We start from the raw sequence: 16,939 nt of genomic DNA, 5'->3' as shown, positions 1-16,939 counted from the left end.
TATCTCCTGGGAAATTTTCAGGGTGCGGCCGGCGGCAGGTACCCTGCCCCGTCCAGCACCTTCTGCAAAAATTGCGCTTGCCCCATGCTGGGGTCCAGAGTGTAGGCCGCAAAGCCCTCGCGCTCATAGGCGCGCAGGGCGCTGTGGTTGCCCGACAGCACCTCCAGCGTCAGCTTGCAGGCGCCACGCTCGCGCGCCATCGCCTCCACGGCTTTGAGCATGCTCTGCGCGATGCGGTGGCCGCGCCACCCGGGCGCGACAACCACGTCGTGCAAGTTGACCAAAGGCTTGCAGGCAAAGGTAGAAAAGCCCTCCAGGCAATTGACCAGCCCCACGGGCACTTCGCCCCCTGAAGCCAAAGGGTCTGCAGCCCAGGCGATCACGCTGAAGGCCTGTGGGCGCTGCCGCAGCGCCTCTGGCAGCCCCTGCTTCACCTCGTCACTGAGCGGCTCGCCGCCGCCCGCTGCGTCGCGCGCATAGCCGTCGAGCAGATCGACCAAGGCCTGTGTATCGCGGGCGTTGGCAAAGTCCACGCGCCGGACGTCGATGGCGATGGCGATGGGTGTCGAAGTGGAAGTCAAAGCGGCAGACGACATGAGAGGAATCCTGAGCGGCTTAAAGTGGCTTCGGTAAGGTGGCTTCGGCAGTCACGGTGACAGCGTACCGGATCGCCCCACCCGCCCACTTTTCGGCAAGCGGAGACAGGTAAGCGACTGGCTGGGCTGGGCTGGGCTGGGCTGGCCGGGCTGAGCGGCTGGGCCGGCTGCCCGCGAGATGCTTCGGCGCGATCAGCCAGCACGGGCCGCGTCGGCGAGCTTTTGCGCGCACAGGCTGGCCTGCTGGGCATCACGCGCTTCCACCATCACCCGCAGCAGCGGCTCGGTGCCGCTGGCGCGGATCAGCACACGGCCTGACGAGCCCAGCTCCTGCTCCACGCTGCGCGTGGTGTCCTCCAAGAGACGATTGGCCTTCCAGTCCTGCCCCGGCGCCAGACGGACGTTGAGCAGTACCTGCGGATACAGCGTGACCTCGGCAAGCAACTGGGACAGCGTGCGGCCACTGCGCACGCAGGCCTGCAGCACCTGCAACGCACTCACCAGGCCGTCGCCCGTGGTGTGGCGGTCCAGGGCCAGCAGATGGCCGGAGCCCTCTCCGCCCAGCACCCAGCGGTTACGGGCCAGCTCTTCCAGCACGTACCGGTCACCCACCTTGGCACGCACGAACTTCACGCCGCGCGCCTGCAATGCGACTTCCACCGCCATGTTGGTCATCAGCGTGCCCACCACGCCGGGCACATGCTCGTCGCGGCCCATGCGGTCGGCGGCCATCAGGTACAGCAACTCGTCCCCGTTGTACAAACGACCGGTGGCGTCCACCACCTGCAGCCGGTCGGCATCGCCGTCCAGGGCAACGCCGTAATCCGCGCGGTTGGCACGCACGGCGCGCACCAGCGCATCGGGGTGGGTGGCACCCACGTCGCGGTTGATGTTGAGGCCGTCGGGCGCGCAGCCGATGGACAGCACCTCGGCCCCCAGCTCATGAAACACCTTGGGCGCCACCTGGTAGGCCGCACCGTGCGCAGCGTCCACCACGATCTTGACGCCCTTGAGAGTGAGGTCCTGCGGAAAGGTGCTCTTGCAGAATTCGATGTAGCGGCCGGCCGCATCGTCCAGGCGCCGGGCTTTGCCGAGGCTGGCCGAATCCGCCCACACGGGTGGTTCTGCCACGGCCGTCTCTACCGCCAGCTCCCACGCGTCGGGCAGCTTGGTGCCCTGGGCACTGAAGAACTTGATGCCGTTGTCGGGATACGGGTTGTGGCTGGCACTGATGACCACCCCCAGGCTGGCCCGCTGGGCCCGCGTGAGGTAGGCCACACCGGGGGTGGGCAGAGGGCCGAGCAGCACCACGTCTACCCCGGCGGAGTTGAAGCCGGACTCGAGCGCGCTCTCGAGCATGTAGCCGGAGATGCGGGTGTCCTTGCCGATCAGCACCGTGGGGCGCTCTTCGGTGCGGCGCAGTACGCGGCCCACGGCATGGGCCAGGCGCAGCACAAAGTCCGGGGTGATGGGGGGCTGCCCCACCGTACCGCGGATGCCATCGGTTCCAAAATATTGGCGTGTCATGTTCGAGCGTCTCCTCGTGTATCTCGTTATTCGTTGTAGAGCGCCCCTCGGCGCCCTGAAAAAACCGCACCGCCTGCGCCGACCAGCGCGGGCGACACATCGCAGCGTCAGCCCGCGGCCTGCTGCTGCATCGCACCCCACACCTTCAACGCCGCCGCGGTATCCCGCACGTCATGCACCCTCAAGACAGATGCTCCCCGCTCCACAGCCAGCACGGCTGCGGTCACGCTGGGCACCATGCGCTGGTCCACAGGGAGGTCCGTCACCGCACCCAGCGACGACTTGCGCGACCACCCGGCCAACACCGCATGGCCCGCATCGCGCAGCCGTTGCTGGTGCGCCAGCAGGGCGAAGTTCTGCGCCACGGTCTTGCCAAAGCCAATGCCCGGGTCGACCACGATGCGATCCTTTTGCACGCCTGCGGCCAGCAGATTCTGCGCTGACAGCTCTAAAAAAGATAGCACCTGCGCTACGACATCGCCCTCCATGGGCGCAGCCTGCATGGTCTGCGGATCGCGGTGCATGTGCATCAGGCACACGCCACAGCGCGGGTGCGCGGCCACGGCGGCGACGGCGCCCGGCTGGCGCAGCGCCCAGATGTCGTTGACGATGTCAGCGCCCAGGTCCAGGACGGCTTGCATGACCTCGGGCTTGTAGGTGTCTACCGAAATCGGCACGCCGAGGCTGATGGCATCCCGTACCAGGGGCACCACGCGGGCAAGCTCTTCATCCAGAGGCACCGCCGGGCTGCCTGGGCGCGTGGACTCGCCACCAATGTCGAGGATGTCCGCGCCATCGCTCAGCAACTGCTCGCAATGCCGCAACGCCGCAGTGGTGGAGCCGTGGTGTCCGCCATCCGAAAACGAATCGGGCGTCACATTGACGATTCCCATGATCTGCGGACGGGAGAGGTCGATGACGAAGCGGGAGGTCTGCCAGATCATGGTCACCGGAGATGCTCCATTCGCACGCAGCTATTGAACGCAACAAAGCAGCGGACAAATCGCTGGGAGATGGGCATGGACAGGAGGAGTGAAATGCAACGCTGCAAGATCGGCAGTGCGGAAACAGAAAAACGGGGCACAAGGCCCCGTTCAGCGGTTCAAATGCACCTCAGCCTTCAGGCAGCCGAAGGAGCGGTGTCCGTGGCCACGGCAGGTGTGCCGCCGCTGGAGTTGTCGCCGCCCGATGAGGGAGGCGTGCGTGGCGTCCAGTCCTTGGGCGGACGTGGTTCCTTGCCGGCCATGATGTCGTCCAGCTGCTCGGTGTCGATGGTTTCCCATTCGAGCAGGGCCTTGGCCATGGCGTGCATCTTGTCGCTGTTCTCTTCGATCAGGCGGCGGGCCAAGTTGTACTGCTCGTCGATGATGCGGCGCACTTCCATGTCGACCTTTTCCATGGTCTGCTCGCTCATCGTGGTGGTCTTGGTCACCGAACGGCCCAGGAACACCTCGCCCTCGTTTTCCGCATAGACCATCGGGCCCAGGGCATCCGTCATGCCGTAACGGGTGACCATGTCGCGCGCAATGTGCGTGGCACGTTCGAAGTCGTTGCTGGCACCAGTGGTCATCTGGTTCATGAACACTTCTTCAGCAATACGGCCACCGAACAGCATGCTGATCTGGTTGAGCATGTACTCGCGGTCGTAGCTGTAGCGGTCCTGTGCAGGCAGGCTCATTGTCACGCCCAGGGCACGGCCGCGGGGGATGATGGTGACCTTGTGCACCGGGTCGCACTTGGGCAGCAGCTTGCCGATCAGGGCGTGGCCCGACTCGTGGTAGGCCGTGTTGCGGCGCTCTTCTTCGGGCATGACCATGCTCTTGCGCTCGGGGCCCATGAGGATCTTGTCCTTGGCCTTCTCGAAGTCCTGCATTTCCACGGTGCGTGCGTTGCGGCGCGCAGCCATCAGGGCAGCTTCATTGCACAGGTTGGCCAAGTCGGCACCGCTCATGCCGGGCGTACCGCGGGCGATGATGTTCGGGGCCACGTCCTGCCCGATCGGGATCTTGCGCATGTGCACGTTCAGGATCTGCTCGCGGCCACGGATGTCGGGCAGCGTCACGTAGACCTGGCGGTCGAAACGACCGGGGCGCAGCAGGGCCGCGTCCAGAATGTCCGGGCGGTTGGTGGCAGCCACCACGATCACGCCCAGGTTGGTTTCGAAGCCGTCCATCTCGACCAGCATCTGGTTCAGGGTCTGTTCGCGCTCGTCGTTGCCGCCACCCAGGCCCGCGCCACGCTGGCGGCCCACGGCGTCGATTTCATCGATGAAGATGATGCAGGGAGCGTTCTTCTTGGCGTTGTCGAACATGTCGCGCACCCGGGCTGCGCCCACGCCGACAAACATTTCCACGAAGTCAGAACCCGAGATACTGAAGAACGGCACCTTGGCTTCGCCCGCGATGGACTTGGCCAGCAGGGTCTTGCCGGTACCGGGAGGCCCCACCAGCAGCAGACCGCGCGGAATGCGACCGCCGAGCTTCTGGAATTTTTGCGGGTCCTTGAGGAAGTCGACGACTTCCTTGACTTCTTCCTTGGCCTCGTCGCAACCGGCCACGTCCGCAAACGTGACCTGGTTGTTGTTCTCGTCCAGCATGCGCGCCTTGCTCTTGCCGAAGCTGAAGGCACCGCCCTTGCCGCCGCCCTGCATCTGGCGCATGAAGTACACCCACACGCCGATCAGCAGCAGCATGGGGCCCCAGCTGACCAGCAGGGTCATGAGAAGGGAGCCTTCTTCGCGCGGCTTGACGTCGAACTTGACGTTGTTGTTGATGAGATCGCCCACGAGGCCACGGTCGAGGTAGGTGGCGGTCGTGCGGATCTTGCGGTCGTCGTTGGTGACGGCCACGATCTCGGTGCCGCCCTGGCCTTCCTGGATGGTTGCACTCTTGATGCGGTTGCTGCGGACTTCCTCAAGGAATTCCGAGTAGCCGACGTGGCCTGCGCTGGCGCCTGAACGGGTGTCAAACTGTTTGAACACCGTAAAAAGCACCATGGCAATGACCAGCCACACGGCAATTTTTGAAAACCACTGATTATTCAAGCGGGGCTCCAGTTGCAGGAAACAGAAAACGGACACACTGCCGTCACGTCACGTCACGGCTCGCATGTGTGGCTCATTTTAGGTCTTTCAAGACACCCGGCCATAGCTATTCCCCCTAGCGGCCATGGAAACAGCACGGGCTTTGCGGCCGTAATTCACGCTTCTTGACCTTGGACAAGGCGCGTCAGGCCGCTTTTTTCAGGCCCATTCCCACCAGGAAAGTTTCCGACGATTTGTCGCGCGACGCCTTGGGCTTGACGGGTTTCACCACCTTGAAGGTCTGCTTGAACAGCGTCACCAGGTCGCTGTACCCGCTGCCGTGAAACAGCTTCACCACCAGCGCCCCGTCCGGTTTCAAATGGTTGCAAGCAAAATCCACCGCCAGTTCGACCAGATGGGCGATACGGGCCGAATCGGCCGACTCGATGCCCGACAGGTTGGGCGCCATGTCGGACACCACAACGTCCACCACCTTGCCGGCCAGGGCCTCTTCCAGCCGTGCCAGAACATCGGCCTCGCGGAAATCCCCGTTCAGGTAGATGACGCCCTCGACGGGTTCCATAGGCAGGATGTCCAGCGCGATGATGGTCCCGTTGAGCTGCCCCGCCGCCGCCCCGGTGGGCGACATCCGGCGGCGCAGGTACTGGCTCCAGGCCCCGGGCGTCGAGCCCAGGTCCACCACGGTGTAGCCCGGCTTGACCAACCCGAATTGCTCGTCGATCTCCTTGAGCTTGTAGGCCGCCCGTGCGCGGTAGCCCTCTTTGTGGGCCAGCTTGACGTACGTGTCGTTCACGTGGTCGTTCAGCCAGGCTTTGTTGACCTTCTTGCTCTGCGTTTTGACTTTCATACCGCCGTATTGTCTCTCGACACGCGATATTGCCGTCCTTGCGCCCCCCGCGCCCGACGAAATACGGCCACCGGACGGCAGGCCGCGGATAATACGGCCCATGCCCCAAATTCAACTGACCCCCGCCGAGCGCCGATTTCACCGCGCTGATGCCCACCATCTGGACCCCGTGGTCCTGGTCGGCGGCGACGGCCTGACCCCTGCCGTCAAAAAAGAGATCGACGCCGCGCTCAATGCCCACGGACTCATCAAGGTCCGCGTGTTCGGCGATGACCGCGCAGCCCGCGAGCTGATGTACCAGGAACTTGCCGCCGACCTCAATGCCGCCCCCGTGCAACACATCGGCAAGCTGCTGGTGCTCTGGCGCCCCGTCCCGGCCAAGGAAAAGACGGTGGACGACGACCGCATGCCCGGCCCACGCGATGTGAAGGTGCTCAAGTTCAGCAAGCGCGGCGGCCAGCGCCCGGAAATCAAGCAGCTGCGCGTGCTGGGCAACCAGCGCCTGACCTCCGGCGGCCAGATCAAGCGCGCCAAGCCCAAGCAAAAATCCATCAAGAAGCGCCAGGCTGACTGATGAGCGTCCCTGCAGCCTCTGCAGGAACTGCAGCTTCTGCCGCCCCACCCGGCCCGGCCGGCCCGGCGCCCGTGCGCCACATCCTCTGCATGAAGTGGGGCACGAAATACGGCCCCGAATATGTCAATCGGCTCTACGCGATGGTGCGAAGGCATCTGCCTGGGGACTTTCGCTTCGTCTGCCTGACGGACGACAGTACCGGCATTCGCAGCGAGGTGCTGTGCCTGCCCATTCCGGCGCTCGACCTGCCGCCCGGCATTCCGGAGCGCGGCTGGACCAAGCTGGCCACCTTTGCTGCCGATCTGCACGGGCTGCGGGGCACTGCCTTGTTTCTGGATGTGGACGTGGTCATCACCGGGAGCCTGGAAGGGTTCTTCACCCAGCCTGGCCAGTTCCTGATCATTCACGACTACAAGCGCCCGTGGCGCATCACCGGCAACTCATCGGTCTACCGGTTCGAGCTGGGCGCGCACCCGGACGTGCTGGAGCATTTCCGCGCGCACTTCGCCGAGATTCGGCAGGAGTTTCGCAACGAGCAGGCCTATTTGTCAGACTTCTTGCACAAGCAAGGCAAGCTGCAGTACTGGCCCGCAGAGTGGTGCCCGAGCTTCAAATACCACGGCATTCCCCGCTGGCCCACCAACTACTGGCGGCCCCCTTTTGTGCCGCCGGGAGCCCGCATCGTGGTCTTCCACGGGGAATGCAATCCGCCCGATGCGCTGGCCGGGCGGCGCAACCGCCGGTTTCGCTACATCCGGCCGGCGACTTGGGTGGCAGAGCATTGGCGGGAATAAATAAAGGCGCACTGCGGGCACCAGCGTCACGCAGTGCACCGCATCACAACGCCAGGGTGCCGGATGCCTGAGCAGATGCCGGTGCAGGCGCCTTCAGCAGCTGATTGACCTGCTGACTTTCTGACGGGGAGAGGAACGGTTCGCCCCTCTCGCAGCACTGCCGAGCGTCAACCGCCCAACGGTTTTAGACAGTATCGGTGTCGACAGACGCATCGTCAGCGTAGGCCACAGGTGCATCGGTGGCACCCGGACGCAGGGTGCTCCAGAGCACCACCAACGCGCAGCCCCACTGCAGCACATACATGACGGACCCCACGCTGTGCCACAGGCGCAGGTCCTGGCGAGCCACGATGCGGGGCGCCACGCCAAACTGGGACAGCAGTGCCAGCAGCATGCCGCCCAGTATAAAAATCATAGCAAACTTCGCCCACGGGTACTGCGCTATCGCCTGTTTGGGGCGAGACATCAGCAGCAGTGCCACGCAGCACACGACCGCCACCCAGGTCTGCGCGGCAAACAGCCTGGCCGCCATGTTGCCGGCGATGGAGGGAGACGGCAGGTGCGCGAACAGCAGGGGCACCACCAGGAACCCGATGGTGGTCAAACTGCCCCACCACAGGGCAGCCACCAGGGCGGGAAGACGCTGGAACATGCCCCGCATGATCACTGGTAGCTCACGCCCACCACTTCGTAGCGGCGCACGCCACCGGGTGCCTGCACTTCGGCGGTGTCGCCCTCTTCCTTGCCGATCAGCGCACGGGCGATGGGGCTCGAAATGTTGATCAGGCCTTGCTTGAGGTCTGCCTCGTCCTCGCCCACGATCTGGTACTTGACGGCTTCGCCGGACTCTTCGTCTTCCAGTTCGACCGTGGCGCCGAAGACCACCTTGCCGCCGCCGTCGACAGCGCTGGGGTCGATCACCTGCGCCACCGAGAGCTTGCCTTCGATTTCCTGGATGCGGCCTTCGATGAAGCCCTGGCGGTCCTTGGCGGCGTCGTAGTCGGCGTTTTCGCTCAGGTCGCCCTGCGCACGGGCTTCGGCGATGGCAGTGATGACCGCGGGGCGTTCCACGGTCTTGAGGCGGTGCAGTTCTTCCTTGAGCTTTTCAGAGCCGCGCTTGGTAATTGGAATGGTGGCCATGTTCTTCGTTCGTCTCCATAGGTCAACAAGGCCGGCGCGCGCCTCTAGCGCTGCACCGGTCGGTCAGCCCGCATGGCAAGCAATGCTGTGCGATTGGCGACCCTACAAAAGGAAACCGCCGCACGTTGCCGCGCGGCGGTGTTGTTCAGCGGCCAATTATGCCGCTTTTGGGGGCCTTCAGGCCGCCAGTTGCGCGTGCAGTTCCTGCACCGAGTACACGTCCAGGTTGTCCAGGTACTTCATGCCTTCCACCGCCGCTTCGGCGCCGAAGATGGTGGTGAAGGTGGTCACGCGGGCGAGCAGCGACGAGGTGCGGATGGCGCGTGAATCGGCGATTGCGTTGCGGCGCTCTTCCACGGTGTTGATCACCATCACGATCTCGTTGTTCTTGATCATGTCCACGATGTGCGGGCGGCCTTCGGTCACCTTGTTGACCACCTTGACCGGCACGCCGGCCGCCTCAATCGCGGCGGCTGTGCCCTTGGTGGCCACGAGCTCGAAGCCCAGGGCGACAAGCTGGCGAGCGATGTCGACAGCGCGGGGCTTGTCGGCATTCTTCACGGTCAGGAACACCTTGCCCGACGTGGGCAGCTTGGTGCCCGCGCCGAGCTGGCTCTTCACGAAGGCTTCGCCGAAGGTCTTGCCCACGCCCATGACTTCGCCGGTGGACTTCATCTCGGGGCCGAGGATGGTGTCCACGCCCGGGAACTTCACGAAGGGGAACACGGCCTCCTTCACGCTGAAGTACGGGGGCGTCACTTCCTTGGTGATGCCTTGCGATGCCAGCGTCTGGCCGGCCATGCAGCGCGCGGCCACCTTGGCCAGTTGGATGCCGGTCGCCTTGCTGACGAAGGGCACCGTGCGCGAGGCGCGCGGGTTCACTTCCAGCACGTAGATCACGTCCTTGCCGTCGACTTCCTGGATGGCGAACTGCACGTTCATCAGGCCGACCACGCTCAGGCCTTGGGCCATGGCGGCGGTCTGGCGCTTGATCTCGTCGATGGTCGGCTGCGACAGGTAGTACGGCGGCAGCGAGCAGGCGGAGTCGCCGCTGTGCACGCCGGCCTGCTCGATATGCTCCATCACGCCACCGATGAAGGTGACGCCGGCCGAGTCGCGCACGCAGTCCACATCGCACTCGATGGCGTTGGAGAGGAAGCGGTCCAGCAGCACGGGCGAGTCGTTGCTCACCTTGACGGCTTCGCGCATGTAGCGCTCCAGGTCACGCTGCTCGTGCACGATTTCCATCGCGCGGCCGCCCAGCACGTAGCTGGGGCGCACCACCAGGGGGTAGCCCAGGGCGGCGGCCTTTTCCAGGGCCTCGGGTTCGGTGCGCGCAGTCGCGTTGGGCGGCTGGCGCAGGCCGAGTTCGCCCAGCAGCTTTTGAAAGCGCTCGCGGTCTTCGGCGGCATCGATCATGTCGGGGCTTGTGCCGATGATGGGCACGCCAGCGGCTTCGAGGCCGAGGGCGAGCTTCAGAGGCGTCTGGCCGCCGTACTGCACGATCACGCCGACCGGCTTTTCCTTGTCCACGATCTCCAGCACGTCCTCGAGCGTCACAGGCTCGAAGTACAGGCGGTCGGAAGTGTCGTAGTCGGTGGAGACGGTCTCGGGGTTGCAGTTGACCATGATGGTCTCGTAGCCGTCCTCGCGCATCGCCAGCGCCGCGTGCACGCAGCAGTAGTCGAACTCGATGCCCTGGCCGATGCGGTTCGGACCACCGCCCAGCACCATGATCTTCTTGTTGTTGGTGGGCTCCGACTCGCATTCCGCGACGCCGCCGTGCGTGGCAGCTTCGTAGGTGGAGTACAGGTACGCCGTGTTGGTGGCGAACTCGGCCGCGCAGGTGTCCACGCGCTTGTACACCGGGCGCACCTTCAGCGCGTGGCGTGCTTCGCGTACGGCCTTTTCGGTGGTCTTGAGCAGCTTGGCCAGACGGCGGTCGGAGAAGCCCTTTTGCTTGAGCGTGAACAGCGTGCCCGCGTCGAGCGCAGCCAGGGCGCCCTCGCCTTTTTCGGCCACCAGCTTGTCGATGTCGAGCTCGATCTTCACGATCTGCTCGATCTGCACCAGGAACCACTTGTCGATCTTGGTGAGGTCGAACACTTCGTCGACCGACAAGCCCATGGCGAAGGCATCGCCCACGTACCAGATGCGCTCGGGGCCGGGCTCGCCCAGCTCCTTTTCGAGCACTTCGCGGTCCTGGGTCTTCTCGTTCATGCCGTCCACGCCCACTTCCAGGCCGCGCAGGGCCTTCTGGAAGGATTCCTGGAAGGTACGGCCCATGGCCATGACCTCGCCCACGGACTTCATCTGCGTGGTCAGGCGGCTGTCGGCCGTGGGGAATTTTTCGAACGCGAAACGCGGGATCTTGGTGACCACGTAGTCGATGGAGGGCTCGAACGATGCGGGCGTGATGCCGCCCGTGATCTCGTTGCGCAGCTCATCGAGCGTGTAGCCCACGGCCAGCTTGGCAGCGACCTTGGCGATGGGGAAACCCGTGGCCTTGGAGGCCAGCGCCGAGGAGCGCGAGACGCGCGGGTTCATCTCGATCACGACCATGCGGCCGTCTTGCGGGTTGATCGAGAACTGAACGTTGGAGCCGCCCGTGTCCACGCCGATCTCGCGCAGCACTGCCAGGGAGGCATTGCGCAGGATCTGGTATTCCTTGTCGGTCAGGGTCTGCGCGGGGGCCACGGTGATTGAGTCGCCGGTGTGCACGCCCATGGGGTCGAGGTTCTCGATGGAGCAGATGATGATGCAGTTGTCCGCCTTGTCGCGGACCACTTCCATCTCGTATTCCTTCCAGCCGAGCAGCGACTCTTCGATCAGCAGCTCGTTGGTGGGCGAGGCTTCCAGGCCGCGCTTGCAGATGGTCTCGAATTCTTCGGGGTTGTAGGCAATGCCGCCGCCCGTGCCGCCCAGCGTGAAGCTGGGGCGGATCACGGTAGGAAAGCCCACGCTCTTTTGCACAGCCCAGGCTTCGTCCATGCTGTGGGCGATCCCCGAGCGCGCGGAGCCCAGACCGATCTTGGTCATGGCGTCCTTGAACTTCAGGCGGTCTTCGGCCTTGTCGATGGCCTCGGGCGTGGCGCCGATGAGCTCGACCTTGTACTTGTCGAGCACGCCGTTGTGCCACAGGTCCAGCGCGCAGTTGAGCGCAGTCTGGCCGCCCATGGTGGGCAGGATGGCGTCGGGGCGCTCCTTGGCAATGATCTTCTCGACCGTCTGCCAGGTGATGGGCTCGATGTAGGTCACGTCGGCCGTGGCCGGGTCGGTCATGATCGTTGCGGGGTTGCTGTTGATCAGGATGACCTTGTAGCCCTCTTCACGCAGGGCCTTGCAGGCCTGTACGCCGGAGTAGTCGAATTCGCAGGCCTGGCCGATGATGATCGGGCCAGCGCCGATGATGAGAATGCTTTTGATGTCTGTGCGTTTTGGCATGGTGCGTCGATCAGTCGATCGTAGGTTCGGCTGCCTGGGAGCCAGGGGTCTCTACAGAGGGTGCGGCGTCTGCCTGGGGGCGGCGGGCGGTCAGCTTGGTGAGCAGCGCCTCGGCCCGCGCAGGGGGAAGGTTCTTCTGCATCAGTTGCAGCAGGCCGTCGCCCTGGATCAGCGGGCGCAGGACTTCCTCTTCAGCGTCATAAAAGGTCACTTCCCAGTCCTTGAGCAGCTCTTCGAACTCTGCGTCGTCCAGCGTCTTGCCCTTGGCCACGAGCGTGATCAGGGGCATCGCCTTGTTTTCGACAAAGGCCTTCTTGTAGGGCTTTTGCGCCCATCGCTCGGTGAACCATTCGCGGTGGGGCGACGGCAGCGTCAGGACGCGCTTGTGGATCGCTTTTTCGAGGGTCGCGAGGGGGAAGCTGAAAAATTTCATGGCGCTGTTCCTTGATTTCAGGCCGCCTTGGCCGCGCGCATGGCGTCGGTGAAGCGGTCGAACAGGTAGGCGATGTCGTGCGGGCCGGGCGAGGCCTCGGGGTGGCCCTGGAAGCAGAACGCCGGCTTGTCCTTGTGCGCCAGGCCCTGCAGCGTGCCGTCGAACAAACTGACGTGCGTGGCACGCAGGTGGGCCGGCAGCGACTGCATGTCCACCGCGAAACCGTGGTTCTGGCTGGTGATGCTCACACGGCCGTTGTCCAGGTCCTTCACGGGGTGGTTGGCGCCGTGGTGGCTGTTCGTCATCTTGAAGGTCTTGGCGCCCGCAGCCAGGGCCATGATCTGGTGGCCCAGGCAGATGCCGAACGTCGGCACGCCGCTGTCGACGATGGTGCGGGTGGCGGCGATGGCGTAGTCGCAGGGCTCCGGGTCGCCAGGGCCGTTGGACAGGAATACGCCATCAGGCTTCATAGCCAGCACATCGGCGGCAGGCGTCTGCGCGGGCACCACGGTGACCTTGCAGCCGCGCTGGGCCAGCATGCGCAGGATGTTCAGCTTCACACCGTAGTCGTAAGCCACCACGTGGAACTGGGGAGACTCGAGCTTGCCGTAGCCCGTGCCCAGCACCCACTCGGTCTGCGTCCATTCGTAGGAGGTCTTGGTCGACACCACCTTGGCCAGGTCCAGCCCGGCCATGTTGGGAGCCGCCTTGGCAGCCGCCAGGGCTTCGTCGATGAGCGCCTGCGTCACCACCTGGCCCTGTGCCAGACCGACGATGGCGCCGTTTTGCGCGCCCTTGCTGCGCAGCAGGCGGGTCAGCTTGCGGGTGTCGATGTTGGCGATCGCGACCGTGTTCTCGCGCACGAGGTACTGGGACAGGGTTTCCGTCTGGCGGAAATTGCTGGCCAGCAGGGGCAGGTCTTTGATGATCAGGCCCGCGGCATAGACCTTGTCGGCTTCGACATCCTCGGTGTTGACGCCATAGTTGCCGATGTGCGGATACGTGAGTGTCACGATCTGCTGGCAGTAGCTGGGGTCGGTGAGGATTTCCTGATAACCGGTGATGGCGGTGTTGAACACCACCTCACCGACGGTGGTGCCGGTGGCACCAATCGAATTGCCGATAAAGACCGTGCCGTCTGCGAGCGCCAGGATGGCGGGCGGGAAATTTCCCTTGAGAGACAAAAGCACTGGGTTCTCCGGATGGTTACGGTCGCCCGGCGCCTGCAGGCCACTCGTACACGCAAACGTACGCAGTGCTGGTGGCTGCTCTCAGATAGATTGTTGCTTTGGGTGCGATCGGGCGACGCTGTTGCGAGAAAAGCTCCCGATTATACCCTTCGGGCCCCTCTCAGCGGCAAATGCAGACCTTGCATAACCTTGTTACGCAAGGCAAGGCACAGCGCGCAACGTGCGTACCACCCGCATCGATGGCCGCAACTATGGCCTGCTGCGCAAAGCAGACCGATGCTCATGTCGGGGGTGAGCAGCAGGTGGTGTAACTGCCCGGCAAGCGCGACGGCGTGATGCGGGGCTTCCACGAAGACAAGACCAGGGCCTTCAAACTGACGAACCTGCAGGCGTACAGGAAAAACTGGCCCGCTTGACCGCATCAAGCGCAGGGCCGGCGCTCAGGCCTATCTCGCCAAAATGGACCAGGATGTCAGCGCCGCCTGCGACACCCCAGTGAAGACCTGGGTGGACTGGGCATCGATCCGACTGGAATCCCTGTTCCGCAGCCCCCTGCGGTCAAGACCAAGACTGCCAGCCCGGGTCAGGTGCAATGCAAATTCGCGTCAGCCCTGAAGATTCGCGTCGAAGGTCAACAGGTCGTGTTCACCACCGAAAAAGACGCGCCCAACCAAGCTGACTTTGTGCGCCAGCTCCTGCGCAACCAGCAGTAAGCAAGTCGGCCCGCTTCGCTTTTGGGCGGGCTTTCACGGCACCTTGCCAACCCACTCGCGAAGCCCCCCCGAGCTCAACGCCTTCAGCGCGCAGCACCGCTCGCATGCAGGCAAATGGCGGCAGCGGCCGCCACGTTCAGCGACTCCTCGCCGCCAGGCTGCGCAATGCGGATGAGCAGCGCAGAGCGCTCTTCCAGCACCGGCGACACGCCCTGCCCTTCGTGCCCCATCACCCAGGCACAGGGCCAGGGCAATGCGGCGCGGTGCAGCCAGTCGCCTGCGTGGGAGCTGGTGACGAGCAGGGGCACCTGCAGCGCCTGCAGTTCGGCATGTTCCACACCTTCGATCAGGTCGAGCGCAAAGTGCGCCCCCATGCCGGCACGCAGCACTTTGGGAGACCACAGCGCCGCACTGCCTTTGACGGCCACCACCTGACGGAATCCGAACGCCGAGGCGCTGCGCAGGATGGAGCCCACATTGCCTGCGTCCTGCACGCGGTCCAGCACCACGGTGGCGGCGTCGGGGTGCAAAGCCCTGGGCGAGGCCAGGTCGAGAAGAAAACCCATGCGCGCAGGCGACTCCAGCCCGCTGATCTCGGCAAATAGTGCATCCGAGAGCACTATGATTTTAGGAGCTGCTTGCGCCCACTCCACCTGCGCCAGCGGCCAAAAAGACTCTGCAAACACTGCTACCGCTGGGCGCTGGTGCCGCTCCAGCGCGGCGCGGCAAAGATGGTCGCCCTCCAGCCACACCCTGCCCTGCTTGCGATAGGCCGTGCTGTCCTGCGCCAGGCGGCGCAGGTCCTTGACGAATGCGTTGTCGCGGGAATGGATGGGAGTGACGGAAGGTGATGTCATCAACGCGGTCGGGCTGGCCAATTACACGAACAGGCTTTGGGCCACCGGGGCGAACGAGCGTCGGTGGTGGATGCAGGCGCCGTGCTCACGCAGCGCAGCCATGTGCACGGCCGTGCCGTAGCCTTTGTGGCCGGCAAAGCCGTAATGGGGAAAGTCCTGGTCGATCTGTGCGCACCAGCGATCACGGTGCACCTTGGCCAGGATGGAGGCGGCCGAGATGGCCTGCACCAGCGCATCGCCCTTGACGATGGCCTCGGCGGGCACGTCCAGCAGGGGCAAGCGGTTACCGTCCACCAGCACCCGCACGGGCTTGAGGCGCAGGCCGATCACGGCACGGCGCATCGCGAGCATGGTGGCTTGCAGGATGTTGAGGGTATCGATCTCTTCGACGGTGGCTTCGGCGATGGAGCAGCACAGGGCCTTGGCGCGGATCTCGTCATAGAGCTTCTCGCGCCGGGCTGCGGTTAGGGTCTTGGAATCGGCCAGGCCCGCGATAGGATGCAGGTCGTCCAGGATGACCGCAGCGGCCACCACCGGGCCGGCCAGCGGCCCGCGACCGGCCTCGTCCACCCCGGCGAGGAGTCCGGGGGGGTGCCACTGCAGGCTGGCTTGCTCAGGCTGTGGGAGCGAGGATTTTCTGGATCGCATCGGCTGCCAGTCGGGGTGTGTTGCGGAGAAGGCTTTCATGCAGCACGGTGAAGCGCTGCTCCAGCGCACTGATACGGGACGGATTGTGCCTGCGTGCGTCCAGCCAATCCAGTGTGGCAGCGCACAGTGCCTCGGGCGTGGCGGCATCCTGGATCAATTCAGGCACCACGAATTCACCGCACAGAATGTTCGGCAACCCTACCCAGGGCTGCAACTGCTTGCGGCGCATGAGCCACCAGCTCAGGGGCTGCATGTGGTATGCGATGACCATCGGCCGCTTGAACAGCGCTGCCTCGAGCGTGGCCGTGCCGCTGGCGATCAGCGTGGCATCACAGGCGGCCAGCACGGCATGCGACTGGCCCGCCACGATCTGTACCGCATCCTGCAAGCCGCATTCCTGCGCAACCTGCGCAATACGGCTTTGCAAGGCGGGTACCGCGGGTACTACCAATTTGATAGCTGGCCGCGCTTGACGGATAAGCGCTGCAGCCTCGAAGAATGGTTTGGCGATGTACTGGATCTCGGACGAGCGGCTGCCCGGCAGGATGGCCACGACCTCGTCCGCATCCTGCAAGCCCAACTGCGCTCTCGCGGCAGAGCGGTCGGGCACCATCGGAATCACACCAGCGAGCGGGTGGCCGACGTAGGTCGCCTCGATGCCGTGCCGGGCGAGCAGTTCGGGCTCGAACGGAAAGATGCACAGCACATGGTCCGCGCTGCGGCGGATCTTCTCGACGCGGTCTGCGCGCCATGCCCAGATCGAGGGGCAGACGAAGTGCACTGTCTTGATGCCCGCGGCTCGCAGGTCGGCCTCGAGTCCCAGGTTGAAATCCGGGGCGTCCACGCCAATGAACACGTCGGGTCGGTTCTTCAACAGGTCGCTCCGCAGCGACTTGCGGATGGACAGCAACTCACGCAGGCGGCGCAGCACCTCCATGCTGTAGCCGTGCACGGCCAGCTTCTCGCTCGGCCACCAGGCCTCGAATCCGCGGCGCGCCATCTGCGGCCCGCCGATGCCGAAGGACTGCAGCGCAGGCCAATGCGACTGCATGCCATCGAGCAGGAGCCCGGCCAGCAGATCGCCCGATGTTTCGCCCGCCACCATGGCGACGCGGGGGGATGCGTTCATGCTG

15 protein-coding genes are annotated in these 16,939 nt (G+C 64.6%); 2 read left to right on the top strand and 13 right to left on the bottom strand.

Going from position 1 to position 16,939, the window contains the following annotated elements; all coding sequences use genetic code 11:
• Positions 1–17: 17 nt before the first annotated feature.
• From ACSQ3N_RS10045 to ACSQ3N_RS10025, 5 genes are all read right to left on the bottom strand, one after another.
• On the bottom strand, positions 18–596 hold the full coding sequence (locus ACSQ3N_RS10045; protein WP_056163675.1) for a GNAT family N-acetyltransferase: 579 nt from the start codon (positions 594–596) through the stop codon (positions 18–20).
• A 192-nt stretch (positions 597–788) separates the two neighbouring features.
• Entirely contained in the window at positions 789–2,123 is a 1,335-nt protein-coding gene (gene glmM, locus ACSQ3N_RS10040; RefSeq protein WP_056163672.1) for a phosphoglucosamine mutase, read from the bottom strand.
• 107 nt (positions 2,124–2,230) lie between these two features.
• Complete coding sequence (folP, locus tag ACSQ3N_RS10035; RefSeq protein WP_056163815.1) at positions 2,231–3,067, bottom strand: dihydropteroate synthase; 837 nt, start codon at positions 3,065–3,067, stop codon at positions 2,231–2,233.
• 176 nt (positions 3,068–3,243) lie between these two features.
• Entirely contained in the window at positions 3,244–5,166 is a 1,923-nt protein-coding gene (ftsH, locus tag ACSQ3N_RS10030) for an ATP-dependent zinc metalloprotease FtsH (RefSeq protein ID WP_056163669.1), read from the bottom strand.
• 184 nt (positions 5,167–5,350) lie between these two features.
• On the bottom strand, positions 5,351–6,013 hold the full coding sequence (locus tag ACSQ3N_RS10025; protein WP_056163667.1) for an RlmE family RNA methyltransferase: 663 nt from the start codon (positions 6,011–6,013) through the stop codon (positions 5,351–5,353).
• A 100-nt stretch (positions 6,014–6,113) separates the two neighbouring features.
• Between ACSQ3N_RS10025 and ACSQ3N_RS10020 the strand changes: the two genes are divergently transcribed.
• Both ACSQ3N_RS10020 and ACSQ3N_RS10015 read left to right on the top strand, forming a co-directional pair.
• Complete coding sequence (locus ACSQ3N_RS10020; RefSeq protein WP_436146157.1) at positions 6,114–6,587, top strand: YhbY family RNA-binding protein; 474 nt, start codon at positions 6,114–6,116, stop codon at positions 6,585–6,587.
• Positions 6,587–7,381 (top strand): glycosyltransferase, encoded by a 795-nt coding sequence (locus ACSQ3N_RS10015; protein ID WP_436146156.1) that lies wholly within the window; start codon positions 6,587–6,589, stop codon positions 7,379–7,381. Before ACSQ3N_RS10020 ends, ACSQ3N_RS10015 begins: the two co-directional genes overlap by 1 nt.
• 184 nt (positions 7,382–7,565) lie before the next feature.
• Here ACSQ3N_RS10015 and ACSQ3N_RS10010 read toward each other — a convergent pair whose 3' ends face one another.
• From ACSQ3N_RS10010 to lpxB, 8 genes are all read right to left on the bottom strand, one after another.
• Positions 7,566–8,033: a DUF4149 domain-containing protein gene (locus ACSQ3N_RS10010; protein WP_436146155.1), complete on the bottom strand. Its 468-nt coding sequence runs from the start codon at positions 8,031–8,033 to the stop codon at positions 7,566–7,568.
• A gap of 11 nt (positions 8,034–8,044) precedes the next feature.
• Positions 8,045–8,521 (bottom strand): transcription elongation factor GreA, encoded by a 477-nt coding sequence (gene greA, locus ACSQ3N_RS10005; RefSeq protein WP_056163656.1) that lies wholly within the window; start codon positions 8,519–8,521, stop codon positions 8,045–8,047.
• Between the two features lie 177 nt (positions 8,522–8,698).
• Positions 8,699–11,965 (bottom strand): carbamoyl-phosphate synthase large subunit, encoded by a 3,267-nt coding sequence (carB, locus tag ACSQ3N_RS10000; protein ID WP_436146154.1) that lies wholly within the window; start codon positions 11,963–11,965, stop codon positions 8,699–8,701.
• A 10-nt stretch (positions 11,966–11,975) separates the two neighbouring features.
• Positions 11,976–12,398: a hypothetical protein gene (locus ACSQ3N_RS09995; RefSeq protein ID WP_436146153.1), complete on the bottom strand. Its 423-nt coding sequence runs from the start codon at positions 12,396–12,398 to the stop codon at positions 11,976–11,978.
• A 17-nt stretch (positions 12,399–12,415) separates the two neighbouring features.
• Positions 12,416–13,588 carry a glutamine-hydrolyzing carbamoyl-phosphate synthase small subunit gene (carA, locus tag ACSQ3N_RS09990; protein ID WP_436146152.1) on the bottom strand — a complete coding sequence of 391 codons (1,173 nt, stop codon included), beginning with the start codon at positions 13,586–13,588 and terminating at the stop codon, positions 12,416–12,418.
• Between the two features lie 796 nt (positions 13,589–14,384).
• A complete protein-coding gene (locus ACSQ3N_RS09985; protein WP_436146151.1) occupies positions 14,385–15,158 on the bottom strand; it encodes a TrmH family RNA methyltransferase in 774 nt (257 codons plus the stop codon).
• A gap of 21 nt (positions 15,159–15,179) precedes the next feature.
• Positions 15,180–15,806 (bottom strand): ribonuclease HII, encoded by a 627-nt coding sequence (gene rnhB, locus ACSQ3N_RS09980; RefSeq protein WP_436146150.1) that lies wholly within the window; start codon positions 15,804–15,806, stop codon positions 15,180–15,182.
• Positions 15,772–16,935: a lipid-A-disaccharide synthase gene (gene lpxB, locus ACSQ3N_RS09975; RefSeq protein WP_436146149.1), complete on the bottom strand. Its 1,164-nt coding sequence runs from the start codon at positions 16,933–16,935 to the stop codon at positions 15,772–15,774. Before lpxB ends, rnhB begins: the two co-directional genes overlap by 35 nt.
• Positions 16,936–16,939 lie beyond the last annotated feature (4 nt).

Source organism: Acidovorax sp. LjRoot194 (assembly GCF_964253015.1).
Lineage (GTDB): Bacteria > Pseudomonadota > Gammaproteobacteria > Burkholderiales > Burkholderiaceae_C > Acidovorax.
The sequence above is the reverse complement of the archived record's forward strand: the minus strand, read 5'-3'. Positions and strand labels throughout refer to the sequence as shown.